Source organism: Streptomyces sp. HD (assembly GCF_028369295.1).
GTDB lineage: Bacteria > Actinomycetota > Actinomycetes > Streptomycetales > Streptomycetaceae > Streptomyces.
In genome coordinates this window covers 28,067-41,552 of record NZ_JAQMYP010000071.1, presented here as the reverse complement: position 1 = coordinate 41,552, position 13,486 = coordinate 28,067, and the positions used below count along the sequence as shown (strand labels likewise).

Sequence of the window (13,486 nt, the reverse complement as noted above, 5' to 3'; positions counted from 1 at the left end):
GGGGGGGGGGTTGGGGGGGGGGGGGGGGGGGGGGGGGGGGGGGGGGGGGGGGGGGGGGGGGGGGGCGACGTTGGGGGGGGGGTTTTCACAAACCCCCCCCCCGGAGACGGCGCCATGGACCCCGCTCGGGTCCACGGCTGCCGGCCGGGAGCCGTCCCTCCCGGCCGGAGATCAAGTGCCGTACAGAAACGGGGAGTTACTGTGCGGCGATCCGCGCCAGCCGCTGCGCCTGCTCGCGTGTCGAGCGGGCGATCGCGTCCTCGTCGGCCGTGAGCAGCCGCCCGTCCTCGACGATCTGCCGGCCGTTCACGAACGACGCGGTGACCGGGGCCGCCGCGCCGAAGACCAGCGCGGTCACCGGGTCGGCGATGGAAGCGTGGGCGAGGGTGTCCAGCTTCCACAGCACCAGGTCGGCGAGCTTGCCGGGCTCAAGGGAGCCGATCTCGGCGGCACGGCCGAGCACCTGGGCACCGCCGCACGTGCCGAGGCGCAGCGCCTGTCGGGCGTTCAGGGCGGCCTCGCGGTGGGCGCCGAGGCGGTTGATCAGCAGGGCGTTGCGCAGTTCGGTGTGCAGTTCGCCGGACTCGTTGGACGCGGTGCCGTCGACGCCGAGGCCGACCGGGACGCCGGCCGCGAGCATGTCGGGGACGCGGGCGATGCCGGCGGCGAGGCGGGCGTTGGAGGACGGGCAGTGGGCGACGCCGGTCTTCGTGCGGGCGAAGGCGGCGATGTCGGAGTCGTTCATGTGGACGCAGTGCGCCATCCACACGTCCTCGCCGAGCCAGCCGGTGGACTCGAAGTAGTCGGTCGGGCCCATGCCGAACAGTTCGTGGCAGAACTTCTCCTCCTCCACGGTCTCCGAGCCGTGGGTGTGCATGCGCACCCCGAGGCGGCGGGCGAGCTCGGCGCCCTGCCTGAGGAGTTCGGTGGAAATGGAGAAGGGGGAGCAGGGGGCGACGGCGACCTGGGTCATCGCGTCGAAGGAGGCGTCGTGGTGCTGCTTCACCGTCTCCTCGGTCCCGGCGAGGGCGCCCTCCAGGGTCTCGACGGCGAAGTCCGGCGGCAGTCCGCCGTCCTTCTCGCTGCGGTCCATGGAGCCGCGGGCGAGGGTGAAGCGGACGCCCATGTCACGGGCGGCGCCGATGACCGCGCCGGACAGGTCGCCGGAGCCCTGCGGGTAGACGTAGTGGTGGTCCATGGCGGTGGTGACGCCGCCGCGGGCCATCATCGCCAGCGAGCCCTGCGCGGCGGAGCGGACCATCGGCTCGTCGATGCGCGCCCAGGTCGGGTAGAGGGCGACGAGCCAGTTGAAGAGGTTGTGGTCGGTGGCCAGGCCCCGGGTGATCCACTGGTAGAAGTGGTGGTGGGTGTTGATCAGGCCGGGGGTGACCAGGTGCCCGGTGGCGTCGATGCGGCGTACGACGTTCTCCAGGCCCTCGGGGGTCCTGCCCGCGCCTAGCGACTCGATGCGGTTGTCCGCGACGACGATGTGGCCCGTGGCGTACTCGGTGTCGTTCGCGTCCACCGTCGCGATCGAACTGTTCTCGATGACGATGCGCTGGGCTGCTGCCATGATTCCTCCTTTGCGCTGTTGTGGAGAGGGCACGGCAGGACCCGGGAGTTTTGAGTACCGCGGCCGGATCGGGGGCGTCACCGGCCGCGGGTGCCGATATGTGCAGTTACTACAGGTTGGTGAGGTCCACCGGGATCTTCGGCTCGCATCCGTCCCGCAGAATGGTGGCCTCGATCAGGCCGTACGGGCGGTCGGCGGCGAAGTACACCTCGTTGTCGTTCTTCAGCCCGAACGGCTCCAGGTCCACCAGGAAGTGGTGCTTGTTCGGGAGGGAGAAGCGGACCTCGTCGATCTCGCTGCGGTTGTTGATGATCCGCGAACCCATCTGGTACAGCGTCTGCTGCAGCGACAGGGAGTAGGTCTCGGCGAAGGCCTGGAGCATGTGCTTCCTGGTCTGCTCGTAGGACTTCTCCCAGTTGGGCATCCGCTGCTCGTCGTCGCTCCAGTTGAACCGCCAGCGGCCGGAGACCTGGGTGGCCAGGATGCGGTCGTACGCCTCCGGGAGCGTCGTGTACTTGTCCTTGACGTAGCCCCAGAACTCGGAGTTGGTCGAGTTCATCACGACGAGGTCCTTGAGGCCGGAGACGACCTCCCACTTCTCACCGTCGTAGGTGATCTGGGTGACCCGGGTCTCCTGGCCCTTGCGGACGAAGGAGTGCTTGACCTCGTCGGCGCCGATGAACTGGGAGTTGGCGTCGGACGCCTCGATCCGCTCCCAGGCGTACTCCTCGATGCGGATCCGGGCGATCTTGATCGGCTCCTGGCTGGTCACGAAGTGCCGGGCCAGGTGGATGCCGAACTGCTCGGCCGACTCGATGCCGTGCTCCTTGGCGAACGCGTACACCGTGTTCTTGGTGGTGTCGGTCGGCAGGACGTTGGCGTTGGAGCCGGAGTAGTGGACCTCGTCCATGTCGCCGGAGAGGGCGACGGAGACGTTCAGGTCCTTGATGTGGTGGGTGGCGCCGTCCCGCGTGATCTTTACGACTCGGTTCTCGGCCTTGCCGTACTGGTTCTGTCCCAGGATCACAGGGCGGGCAGGGCGGGAAAAGTCGGTCATGTGTCTGCTAGCTCCCTCGGTATACGGAGTAGCCGAACGGGTTGAGCAGCAGCGGTACGTGGTAGTGCTCCCCGGGCTTCACGGCGAAGGTGATCGCCACCTCGGGGAAGAACACGGCACCGCTGTCCCGATTCGCGGGGGCGTCCTGCTGCGCATCGGCTTGCTTCTTCTCGAAATACGGCTCCACCGCGAAGTCGAGCCGTACGTGGGTGGTCCCCTCCGGCAGCGCCGGGAGGTCCTTGCACCGCCCGTCCGCGTCGGTCGCGGAGCCGCCGAGTGCCTGCCATCCGGCATCCCGGCCGCTGCGGGCCGCGAGCTGGACGGCGACGCCCTCGGCGGGGCGTCCGACGCTGGTGTCCAGGATGTGCGTGGACACGGAAGCGGTGGTGCTGGTGCTCATGGGGTCAGGCTTCCTCTTCGACGATGCGGGCGAGCCGGATACGGTTGATCTTGCCCAGCTCGGTGCGGACGATCTCCCGCTCCTGCTCCGGCGAGTTGCCGATCCGTTCCCTGACCGCGTCGCGCATCTGCTCACCGGTCCGGCCGGTCGCGCAGATCAGGAAGACATGGCCGAACCGGTCCTGGTAGGCCAGGTTGAGTTCGAGCATCTCCGCCTTGAGCTCCTCGGAGGCGCCGGCCATGCCGCGCTGCTCCCGGGCCGAGGTCGGGTCGCCCGGCTTGGGGCGGCCGATCGGCGGGTGCCCGGCCATGGCCTCGGCGAGGTCCTCGGCGGTCAGCTCGGCCATGGCGGCGTCGCTGGTGGCGTAGAGGTCACCGACGGTGGCGTAGGGGCGGGCGGCGAGCAGCCGCTTCACCCAGGCCGTGGCGGCGCACGCCTCGTGGAGAGCGGCGTGGGCCGCGTGCTCCTCCAGGGCGTTGAACCGGGCCAGGCCCGGGGGCGGGGAATTCGACGTCACGGGAGCCTCCGTGGCCGCGAAGGGCCTTCGTACTGAACGGGCGTGCCGATAGCTAACGCCCTACGACGACGAGACGTCAACACTTTGTTGAAAATTCCCGATGCCGAAACCCGCGGGAACGGAACCCGAGCCGAAGCCCGGAGCCGAGACCCGGAGCCGAAACCCGGGGCCCGAACCCCTGACAGGTCCGTCTCAGGGATTCTTCTCCCGGTTCAGATAGTTGTAGACCGTGAAGCGGCTCACCCCGAGCGCGCTCGCGACGGTCTCCACACCGTGCCGTACGGAGAAGGCGCCGCGCGCCTCCAGGATCCGTACGACCTCCTGCTTGGCCTTGCGGTCCAGGTCGGCCAGCGGCTTGCCCTTCCGGCGTTCCATGGCGGCCAGGATGTGGTCCAGGGAGTCCGCCAGCTGGGGCAGGCGTACGGCGACGACGTCCGTGCCCTCCCAGGAGAGCACGACGTCCTCGGGGCTCGCCTCGTCGGGCGGGAGTATCTCGCCGCCCATGGCGTCGACCAGCGGCTTCACGGCCGCGATGAAGGGCTCGTCGCCGGTGCCGGTCACTGCTCGCCCTCCCCGACCACGTTGACCTGGAGCGAGATCCGGGTGGCGCCGGCCTCCAGGCTCTTGCGCAGCAGGGCGTCCACGGCGGTGAGCACGACGTCGGCACCGCCCTCCGCCGTGTTGCCGAACGGGCCGACGTCCACCTCGTCGAGCTCGGCCGCCTCGATGACCTCGCGGGCGGCCAACGCATGCGCGGGCGCCACGTCGAGGTCGAAGGGCTCGGTAGTGAACTCCACTCTCAATCGCACGCGCTCAACCTAACGCGCTCGCGATTGTTCGGGCAGCCCCCGCACCACCGGCGCACCACCGGCCCGAAGGGGGCACCCCGAACCGGTCCTGTTCAGCAGATCCGCGGCAGCTGCTCCCCCAGCGGAAGATCGACCACCCGTGTCCCGCCCAGCCCGGTCCGGGCCACGACCATGCCGGGATGGGCCTCGACGGCCTCGCCGATGATCGCGGAGTCCGCGCCCAGGGGGTGGGCCCGCATCGCCTCCAGGACGGCGTCGGCGTGCTCGCGCGGGACGAAGGCCACCAGCTTGCCCTCGTTGGCGATGTACATCGGGTCCAGGCCGAGGATGGCGCAGGCGCCCGCCACGGCGGGCGGAACGGGAACGTCGCGTTCCCGGATGACGACCCCCGCGCCGGAGGCCACCGCGATCTCGTTGAGCGAGGCGGCGAGGCCGCCCCGGGTGGGGTCGCGCAGTACGTGCAGATCCGGGGTGACGGCGAGCATGGCGTCGACCAGGCCGCCGAGCGCCGCGCTGTCGCTCTCGATCTCCACGCCGAACTCCAGGCCCTCACGGACGCTCATGATCGCCACCCCGTGGACGCCGACGGCGCCGCTGACGATCACGACGTCACCGGGGACGACCCGCTGCGGACGCAGGTCGACGCCCGCCGGGACGACACCGATGCCGGCCGTGTTGACGTAGATCCCGTCGCCGTGTCCGGCCTCCACGACCTTGGTGTCGCCGGTCGCCACCTCCACACCGGCGGTGCGCGCGGCGGCGCCCAGCGCCTCGGCGACCCGGGTGACCGTCTCCAGTTCGACGCCCTCCTCCAGGATGAAGCCACAGGAGAGGTAGGCGGCCCGGGCCCCGCTCATGGCGAGGTCGTTGACGGTTCCGTTGACCGCCAGGTCGCCGATGCTGCCGCCGGGGAAGAACAGCGGCCGCACGACGTAGGAGTCCGTGGAGAAGGCCAGCCGGGCTCCGCCCAGGGAGAGGACGGCGGCGTCGCCCATCTGCGCGAGGGCCTCGCCGCCGTAGGCGGGGGCGAAGATCTGCTGGACCAGTTCCGCGGAGAGGGCACCGCCACCGCCGTGGCCCATGACCACGCGCGGCCGGTCACGCAGCGGGGCCGGGCAGGTCCAGGCCGTCACATCGAGGTCAGACAACGGGGCTCGCCTCCCGGGCGGTGGCGGCGGGCACGTCCAGCCGCCGGTACAGGTAGTACGCGGCGCAGGCGCCCTCGCTGGAGACCATGGTCGCGCCCAGCGGCGTACGAGGGGTGCAGAGCGTGCCGAAGGCGGCGCACTCGTGCGGCTTGAGCAGGCCCTGGAGGACCTCTCCGCTACGGCACTCGGCGGGCTCCTCGGTCCGGATCCCCTCGACCGAGAAGCGGTGCTCGGCGTCGTGGTCGCGGTACTTCGGGGACAGCCGCCAGCCGCTGCCGGGGATCACCCCGATGCCCCGCCAGGCACGGTCGGTGACCTCGAAGACGTCCTCCAGCATGGCCCGGGCGGCCGGGTTGCCCTCGGCGCGGACGGCACGGGCGTAGGCGTTGTCGACGGTGTGCTCGCCGCGCTCCAGCTGCCGTACGGTCCGGCGTACGCCTTCGAGGATGTCCAGCGGCTCGAAGCCGGTCACCACGATCGGCACCCGGAAGCGCTCGGCCAGCTCCGGGTACTCCGCCATGCCCATCACGCTGCACACGTGCCCGGCGGCGAGGAAGCCCTGTACCCGGCAGCTCGGCGAGGACATGATCGCCTCGATGGCGGGCGGGACGCGGACATGGGACACCAGCATGGTGAAGTTCTTGACGCCCAGCTTGCGGGCCTGATGGACCGTCATCGCGTTGGGCGGCGCGGTCGTCTCGAAACCGATGCCGAAGAACACCACCTCGCGGTCCGGGTTCTGCTGTGCGATCCGCAGCGCGTCGAGCGGCGAGTACACGACCCGTACGTCACCGCCCTCGCCGCGCACCTGGAACAGGTCCCGGCCGGTGCCGGGCACCCGCAGCATGTCGCCGAAGGAGCAGAAGATCACCTCGGGGCGGGAGGCGATCTCCAGCGCCTTGTCGATGACCTCCAGCGGTGTCACGCACACCGGACAGCCCGGTCCGTGGATCAACTCGACCTCGTCCGGCAGGAGTTGGTCGAGCCCGTGCCGGATGATGCTGTGCGTCTGTCCGCCGCACACCTCCATCAGCGCCCACGGCCGGGTCACCGTGGCCCGGATGTCGTCGAGGAGCCGGCGGGCCAGCTCCGGGTCCTGGAACTCTTCGATGTACTTCACTGGTTGCGCACCTCTTCCAGCGAGTCGACGCCCGCCTCCGCCGCCGCCATCTCCCAGGGGTCGCCGAACTCCTCCTGGAGCATGCCGAGTTCGGCGAACAGCTCCAGCGTCTGCTTCGCCGACTCCTCGTCCAGCCGCTGCAGGGCGAACCCCACGTGGACGATGGCGTACTCGCCGACCTGGAGGTCCGGCAGATACTCCAGGCACACCTCCTTGACCACGCCGCCGAAATCGACGGTGGCCATCCGGGTGCCGTCGCGTTCCTCGATGTCCAGCACTCTGCCGGGTACCGCCAGGCACATGGGCCTCTCCTCGCTGTGGGGTCGCGGGTCGCTCAGTCGTCGGTCGTCGTCCGGGCCAGGAGCCGGGCGGCCACCATCAGCTGGCCCAGCGCCAGGCCGCCGTCGCCCGGGGGCACCAGGTGGTGCCGCAGCACGGTGAAGCCGTCCTGGCGCAGTGCGGCCGAACAGGCGGAGGAGAGCAGCGTGTTGGCGAACACACCGCCCGTCAGGGCTACCGTGTCCAGCCCGTGCCGCTCCCGCGCCCGGACGCACAGCCGGTGCACCAGTGCGGTGACGGCGCGGTGGAAGCGGGCCGCCACCAGGGCCGGTCCGGCGCCCGCCCGCAGGTCGGCGACGATCGCCGTGAAGAGGGGTGCCGGGTCGGCCCGCACCGGGTCGTCGCCCCGGAGCTCGAAGGGGTACGCGACGGTGTCGTCGGCGGGCGCCCGCAGTGCGGCGGCCTCCAGCTCGACGGCGGCCTGCGCCTCGTAGCCGGCCAGCTGGCAGACCCCGGCGAGCGAGGACACGGCGTCGAAGAGCCGACCCATGCTGGAGGTCGGCACGCAGTTGAGGTCGCGGTCCAACTGCCGCTCCAGCAAGCGCAGTTCACCGGGCGGGCAGGCGGCCGTGCAGGCGAGGTCACCGGACCAGGTGAGGCAGGACGCGCGCAGCTGGGCCAGCGCCATGCGGTACGGCCTGCGCACGGCCGTGTCGCCGCCGGGCAGCGGGACGTACGCGAGGTGCGCGAACCGTCGGAAGCCGTCGTAGTCCGCGAGCAGGAACTCCCCGCCCCACACCGCGCCGTCGTCACCGTGGCCGGTGCCGTCGAAGGCGACGCCGATCACCGGCCGGGTGCCGTCGAGGCCGTGCTCGGCCATCGCGGCGGCGATGTGGGCGTGATGGTGCTGGACGCGTACGACGGCCCGGCCGGCCGCGTTCCGTTCGGCCCATCCGGCGGAGCGGTAACCGGGATGCCGGTCGCACGCCAGGCTCTTCGGCCGTACCCCTGTGATGGACTCCAGCTGCTGCACGGCGCCTTCGAAGGCGCGCTGCGTTTCGAGGTCGTCCATGTCGCCGATGTGCGCCGACAGCCAGGCCTGCCGTCCCTCGCCGAGACAGAAGGCGTTCTTCAGGTCCCCGCCGACGGCGAGGGCGGGGCGGACGGGCAGCGGGAGCGGGACCGGCAGCGGGGTGTAGCCACGGGAGCGCCGGACCACCAGCGGCTGCCCGTCGCAGACGCGGACCACGGAGTCGTCGCAGGGCACCTGGATCGGCCGGTCGTGCGTCAGCCAGGCGTCGGCCAGTGGCGCGAGCCGCTCCAGGGCGTCGACGTCGTCGGTGACGATCGGCTCGCCGGAGATGTTTCCGCTGGTCATCACCAGCAGCCGGGGGCCGCCCGGGTCGCCGGGCAGACCGAGCAGGAGGTGGTGCACGGGGGTGTACGGCAGCATCACGCCGAGGTCGGGGCTACCGGGCGCGACGGCCTCGGCGGGGCGCGGTGCGCCGTACGACGGGTCCGGGTGTCGCCGCAGGAGTACGACGGGCCGGACGGGGCCTTCGAGCAGGCCGCGTTCCTCGGGGCCCAGCCGGACGAGGTGCTCGATGTCGCCGACGCTTCTCGCCATGACGGCGAACGGCTTGTTCCCGCGCGCCTTGCGGTGCCTGAGCAGGGCGACCGCGTCGTCGTCGGTGGCGTCGCAGGCGAGGTGGTAGCCGCCGATGCCCTTCACGGCGAGGATCGCGCCGCGGGCGAGCAGGGCGCGGGCCTCGGTGACCGGGTCCGTCCCGGCGGTGCTCTCGGCCCCCGGGACGATCAGGCGCAGCCGGGGCCCGCAGGCCGGGCAGGCGACCGGCTGGGCGTGGAAGCGCCGGTCGGCCGGATCGCCGTACTCGCGGGCGCAGTCGGGGCACATCGGGAAGCCGGCCATCGTGGTGTTCGCCCGGTCGTACGGGACGCCGGTGACGATGGTGAAGCGCGGCCCGCAGTGGGTGCAGTTGACGAAGGGGTGGCGGTGCCGCCGGTCGGCCGGGTCGGCCAGTTCGGCGAGGCAGTCGGCGCAGGTGGCGGTGTCCGGGGAGCCCAGGGTGCGGGCCGGGCCGCCGACGCGGGAGGCGAGGATGGTGAACGCCTCGCCTCCGGCGGCGGGCAGCTCCTGATGGTCGACGGACTCCACCCTGGCCAGCGGCGGTGCCTGGAGCGCGAGCCGGTCGCAGAACCGGGCCACGGCCCAGGCGCTGCCCTCGACCTCGGCGATGACGCCCTCGGACGTGTTGGTCACATGCCCGACCAGGGCGAGTTCGGTGGCGAGCCCGTAGACGTACGGCCGGAAGCCGACGCCCTGCACGACTCCCCGGACGACCACCCGTCGGCGGTGCGGCGGGTCTGCGGCGACGGTGGGCGAGTCCGGCGGGGCGCTCACGAGCGGGTGGGGGCCGGGGCCACGGCGTCGGCTGCGGCTGCGGCTGCGGCTGGGTGCACGTGCGCATGACCGGCGTGTGCGTGCGAATGGCCGGTGTCTGCCGCCCCGGTATGCGTGTGGGGGTGGCCGGCGTCCGCCGTGCGGGCCATGACCGGTGTGTGCGCAGGGGTGCCCTCCGCCGCGGCGAGTGCCCGGTCGAGCAGTGTGCCGACGCCGCGCTCCCGGCGTGCCGAGGTCAGCACCACCTCCACCCCCGGGTTGACCCGCTCCACGTTCGCCCGGAACGCGTCCTCGTCGAACTCCACCGCGTCGGCGATGTCGGCCTTGGTGACCACGACCAGCTGGGCCAGGCCGAAGGCGGTGGGGTACTTGAGCGGCTTGTCCTCGCCCTCGGTGACGGAGGCGAGGACGACCCTCAGCGTCTCCCCCAGGTCGTAGGAGGCGGGGCAGACCAGGTTGCCGACGTTCTCCACGAACAGCAGCCGGGTGTCCTCGGGCAGCCATCCCTCCAGGTGACCGGCGAGCATCGCCGCCTCCAGATGGCACAGCCCGTCGGTGAGCACCTGCTTGACCGGAACGCCGGAACGCGCGAGCCGTGTTGCGTCGTTCTCGGTGGCCAGGTCGGCGGTGAGCGCGGCGACGGGCACGGACCGCTGCCGGGCCAGCAGGAGTTCGCGCTCCAGCAGCGCGGTCTTGCCGCTGCCCGGGCTGGAGAGCAGGTTGACGACCGTGGTGCCGCGGGACGCGAGGTGGGCGCGCAGCAGGTGGGCGCTCGCGTCGTTCTTCGCGAGCACGGCCTGTTGCAGGTCGACGACACGGCACATGGTTCAGCACTCCTCGGAGATCGGTTCGCGGGCGGCGTCCCCCCAGTGCACGTCGGCGATCTGCAGCTCCCGGCCGGAGACCAGCTCGACGTCGGCGCCGTCGCACTCGGGGCAGGTCAGCCGGGGCGGCATGCCGACGGCCCATTCGTGCGCGCAGGGCGTGCAGCGGGCCCGGCCGGGCACCGGCTCGGTGACCAGCTCGGCGCCCTCCAGCAGGGTTCCGGCGCAGGCGAGTTCGAAGCAGAAGGCGAGCGCGTCGGGTACGACACCGGCCAGTTCGCCCACTCTGAGCCGTACCGATCGCACGGCGCCGGCGTCCGGTGTCTGTGCGGCGGCCGTTTCCACCTGGTCGATCACGGCCAGCGCGATGGACATCTCGTGCATGGGTCCTCGTCCTCCCGGGGCCGGTCTTCATTAGAGACACGCGCCCCGGAAGCGACGGCCCGGCACGCCGTGGCCGGGGTGCCGGGTACACCGTTCGACGCAAGACCGCCGAGATGCGGGGTCACATCCGGCGGATCCGCAGGTAGCGCCTGAGGTCGGGCAGCACCTGCGCGGCGACGGCGGCCACAGCCGCCATGGCGGCACCGGCGGCCCCGGCAGCGACGATCTTCTTCATCCCGTCTCTCCTCATGTCGAAGCCTCGGCGCCCGGTGCCTGTGCGACAGCCGGCTCACCGCCCTGCAACAACTCTTCGATCAGCCGAACGGCCCGGGGAACGGCGTCGGACACCGGCGGGCTGAGCCCCATGCCCTCGTCGACCGAGGCCGGTTCGCATCCGACGATCAGGACCCGCCCCGGCGGTTGCCCGCCCGTGCCGGCGCAGAGGGTGTCCAGCAGCGCCAGGACGGTGTCGGGGGTCATACGGTGGCCGTCGATCGCGGGGACGTCCCCGGCGGCGCGGGAGCCGTCGTGCTCGATCACGTACAGCGTCCCGGGAGCCTCGCCGCGCGCCGTGGCGTCGACCAGGACGAGGGTGTCGTAGCCGTCGAGCAGCTGGTAGGCGAGGTGCACACCGCGTACGCCGATGTCCACGACCTCGATGTGCGCGGGCTGCCGCCGTTCGGCCAGCCGACGCGCGGTCTCCACGCCGAAGCCGTCGTCGCCGAGGAAGATGTTGCCGATGCCGGCCACCAGCGTCCGGGTCACCGGGGACCCTCCACGGGTACGACCTCGTCCGGCTGGAAGTACAGGTAGCGGCCCTGTTCTCGGCGGATGTCGGCGCCGGGGTCGCCGTCGACGGTCACCGCGAGGTGCACCGTGCCGTCGACATCGTGCAGTACGGCCTCGACGCTCGCGGTGCGGCCCTGGAGGAACAGGTCCTGGGCGTCGGTGTGCCGCAGGCCGGGGCGGAGTTCGACACGGCTTCCCTTGCCGACCGACCGGCCGTCGACCATGACGCGGTCCTGCTCGGGGTCGAAGCCGGCGTCGCTCGCCGGGTCCCACCAGGGGGTGTCGGGGCGCCGCACCCCGTACTCGTCGGGGAAACCGGCGGACTGCCCGGAGACCTCCCCCGGCTCCCCGGTGACCTCGCGCAGGCCGCGCACCGCGCCGTGCAGGCGTTCCAGGACCTCGGCCGGCATCGAGTCCGCGAGGTCGATGACCGCGGCGGCCCGTGCGTCGGTGCCGCGGGCCTCGCGTTTCTCCTCGTCGGTGAGGGCCGCGGTGCGCAGGGCGAGGATCTCGTCGATCTCGGTGGCGTCGTAGAGGGCGCCCGGGCTCTCGGGGGCGATCGCCGGGTGGTCCTCCAGGATGATCGGCGAGGACAGCACGAGGTCCGCGCGGCCGGGTTCGCCGGCGAGCACGGGCCAGGTGTGCAGATTGCGGCAGGCGGCGACGGCGCCCTTGGCCCACTCGGGGGGATCGGTCATCGACAGGAAGTTGCCGGCGTCGAGGGCCATGAGGAGGTGGGTGGCGACCAGGGAGTGCGGCAGCGCCGCGTCCCGGTCGGCGGCGTGGCCCTCCGGGGCCGTCCAGTCGGTGGTGTTCTCGATGACGGCGGTGAGCCGTGACACCCGGTAGGGCCCGTCGAGTTCGCTGGCGCAGAGCCGTACGACGCCGCTGACCTCGGCGCTGCGCCGGACCAGTCGGCCGACGGTCCGGCCCGCCGCGTCCAGAACGGGCTCGGTCTCCTCGACGGGGCCCCTGTGGAAGGGGAACTCGATGCCGTCGCCGAGCAGTTGCACGACCGGCACGACCAGCTCGACGCGCTCCTCGGCTCCCTCGTCCCAGGGCACCAGTACGCGGTCGTCCAGGCCGAGTTCGTCCACGGTCTCGAAGTCGCCGTCGGGCAGGACGCGTTGCACGGTGCGACGCCGGGCGTGCAGGAAGCGGACCTCGACCGCGAGGGTCGCGCCCGCTCTCGGCTCCATCAGGCACTCGGTGTGCTGGAAGTCGTGTTCCTCGCGCTCGGCGCCCCAGGCGGGCGGCACCAGCACGCCGAACTGCCAGCGCAGCCGGTTCTTGGCGGCCGAGGCGCGGTACGGGTAGAGCACATAGCCCTCGAAGAGCACGGCGTCGGCCACCTGCCGGGCGAGGGCGAGCCGCTCCTCGGTCTCGGGGGCGAACGCGGTCACGGTCACGGATCGGTCCTTCCGATGGTGGCGGTGAGTGCGCGCAGCGGGTCGTTGCCCTCGGGTGCGGGTGGGGCGGCGGTGGCCAGCAGCGCCTGCAGCGTCGCCTCCCAGGAGGGCAGCGCGTGTCGTGAGCGGTAGGCGAGCAGGGCGTCCATGGTGTCGCGCGGGAGCCGGATCCAGCCGCAGCCGGGGAAGTGCTGCTCGACCATCTCCCGCCAGGCGGCGACCGGCATCCGGTACGACGCCTCCCGGTCCCACGGCACGGGCTCGACTCGGAAGCCGCCGGTGCCGGTGAAGGCCGTACCGGAGAACAGCATCAGCAGCGGGACCTCGCCGTCGGTGAGGGCGTCCAGGTAGCGGGTGGCAGCGATGTCCATGTCGTAGGTGCAGGGGACGACGAGGTCGGTCTCGGTCTCGCCGGTGAAGCTCGGCACCATCAGCTGGACCTGGGCGAACTGCACGGGCTGGAGCGTGCTGCCCCAGCGGGAGCGCTCACCGAAGAGGTCGGTCAGGCCGTCGGCCTCGGCGGGGGCGTAGCCGCGGCGGGCGGGTTCGATACGGATCTGGCAGCGCAGCGCGAGGGCGTGCACGGGGGTGTCGCCGGACGCGGTGACACGCAGCCGGAAGACGAGGGTGGGCCCGGCGGCGTACCGGTCGGCACGGACGCCGACGCAGGAGAAGGAGAACGCGGTCACGTCCGCTCCGTCTCTTCCAGGGACGTCGGTCCGGCAACGCCCCCCAGGGGCGCGGGGCTGTATTTG

At 72.1% G+C, this 13,486-nt stretch carries 16 protein-coding genes; all 16 read right to left on the bottom strand.

Features of this window, described 5'->3' with window-relative positions; all coding sequences use genetic code 11:
- Positions 1-196 precede the first annotated feature (196 nt).
- Complete coding sequence (locus POF73_RS41435) at positions 197-1,573, bottom strand: 8-oxoguanine deaminase (protein ID WP_272124578.1); 1,377 nt, start codon at positions 1,571-1,573, stop codon at positions 197-199.
- Between the two features lie 109 nt (positions 1,574-1,682).
- A complete protein-coding gene (pucL, locus tag POF73_RS41430) occupies positions 1,683-2,630 on the bottom strand; it encodes a factor-independent urate hydroxylase (protein ID WP_272124577.1) in 948 nt (315 codons plus the stop codon).
- 7 nt (positions 2,631-2,637) lie between these two features.
- Positions 2,638-3,030 (bottom strand): hydroxyisourate hydrolase, encoded by a 393-nt coding sequence (gene uraH, locus POF73_RS41425; protein WP_272124576.1) that lies wholly within the window; start codon positions 3,028-3,030, stop codon positions 2,638-2,640.
- 4 nt (positions 3,031-3,034) lie between these two features.
- On the bottom strand, positions 3,035-3,547 hold the full coding sequence (gene uraD / locus POF73_RS41420) for a 2-oxo-4-hydroxy-4-carboxy-5-ureidoimidazoline decarboxylase (protein ID WP_272124575.1): 513 nt from the start codon (positions 3,545-3,547) through the stop codon (positions 3,035-3,037).
- 192 nt (positions 3,548-3,739) lie between these two features.
- Positions 3,740-4,108 carry a helix-turn-helix domain-containing protein gene (locus POF73_RS41415; RefSeq protein ID WP_272124574.1) on the bottom strand — a complete coding sequence of 123 codons (369 nt, stop codon included), beginning with the start codon at positions 4,106-4,108 and terminating at the stop codon, positions 3,740-3,742.
- Positions 4,105-4,356, bottom strand: a complete 252-nt coding sequence (locus POF73_RS41410) for a hypothetical protein (RefSeq protein ID WP_272124573.1) — start codon at positions 4,354-4,356, stop codon at positions 4,105-4,107. The genes POF73_RS41415 and POF73_RS41410 overlap by 4 nt, the downstream gene beginning before the upstream one ends.
- Before the next feature lie 92 nt (positions 4,357-4,448).
- A complete protein-coding gene (gene hypE / locus POF73_RS41405) occupies positions 4,449-5,504 on the bottom strand; it encodes a hydrogenase expression/formation protein HypE (RefSeq protein WP_272124572.1) in 1,056 nt (351 codons plus the stop codon).
- Entirely contained in the window at positions 5,497-6,624 is a 1,128-nt protein-coding gene (gene hypD / locus POF73_RS41400; protein WP_272124571.1) for a hydrogenase formation protein HypD, read from the bottom strand. Before hypD ends, hypE begins: the two co-directional genes overlap by 8 nt.
- Complete coding sequence (locus tag POF73_RS41395) at positions 6,621-6,926, bottom strand: HypC/HybG/HupF family hydrogenase formation chaperone (RefSeq protein ID WP_272124570.1); 306 nt, start codon at positions 6,924-6,926, stop codon at positions 6,621-6,623. The genes hypD and POF73_RS41395 overlap by 4 nt, the downstream gene beginning before the upstream one ends.
- Before the next feature lie 32 nt (positions 6,927-6,958).
- The gene (hypF, locus tag POF73_RS41390; RefSeq protein ID WP_272124569.1) at positions 6,959-9,325 is read right to left on the bottom strand and encodes a carbamoyltransferase HypF; all 2,367 of its coding nucleotides are present in this window, start codon (positions 9,323-9,325) and stop codon (positions 6,959-6,961) included.
- Positions 9,322-10,149 carry a hydrogenase nickel incorporation protein HypB gene (hypB, locus tag POF73_RS41385; protein ID WP_272124568.1) on the bottom strand — a complete coding sequence of 276 codons (828 nt, stop codon included), beginning with the start codon at positions 10,147-10,149 and terminating at the stop codon, positions 9,322-9,324. The genes hypF and hypB overlap by 4 nt, the downstream gene beginning before the upstream one ends.
- 3 nt (positions 10,150-10,152) lie before the next feature.
- The gene (hypA, locus tag POF73_RS41380; RefSeq protein ID WP_272124567.1) at positions 10,153-10,533 is read right to left on the bottom strand and encodes a hydrogenase maturation nickel metallochaperone HypA; all 381 of its coding nucleotides are present in this window, start codon (positions 10,531-10,533) and stop codon (positions 10,153-10,155) included.
- 121 nt (positions 10,534-10,654) lie between these two features.
- Entirely contained in the window at positions 10,655-10,768 is a 114-nt protein-coding gene (locus POF73_RS46410; RefSeq protein WP_443049736.1) for a DUF6893 family small protein, read from the bottom strand.
- A gap of 11 nt (positions 10,769-10,779) precedes the next feature.
- The gene (locus POF73_RS41375; RefSeq protein ID WP_272124566.1) at positions 10,780-11,298 is read right to left on the bottom strand and encodes a hydrogenase maturation protease; all 519 of its coding nucleotides are present in this window, start codon (positions 11,296-11,298) and stop codon (positions 10,780-10,782) included.
- Positions 11,295-12,731 carry a hypothetical protein gene (locus POF73_RS41370; RefSeq protein ID WP_272124565.1) on the bottom strand — a complete coding sequence of 479 codons (1,437 nt, stop codon included), beginning with the start codon at positions 12,729-12,731 and terminating at the stop codon, positions 11,295-11,297. Before POF73_RS41370 ends, POF73_RS41375 begins: the two co-directional genes overlap by 4 nt.
- Entirely contained in the window at positions 12,728-13,420 is a 693-nt protein-coding gene (locus POF73_RS41365; RefSeq protein WP_272124564.1) for a DUF6084 family protein, read from the bottom strand. Before POF73_RS41365 ends, POF73_RS41370 begins: the two co-directional genes overlap by 4 nt.
- Between the last annotated feature and the right edge of the window lie 66 nt (positions 13,421-13,486).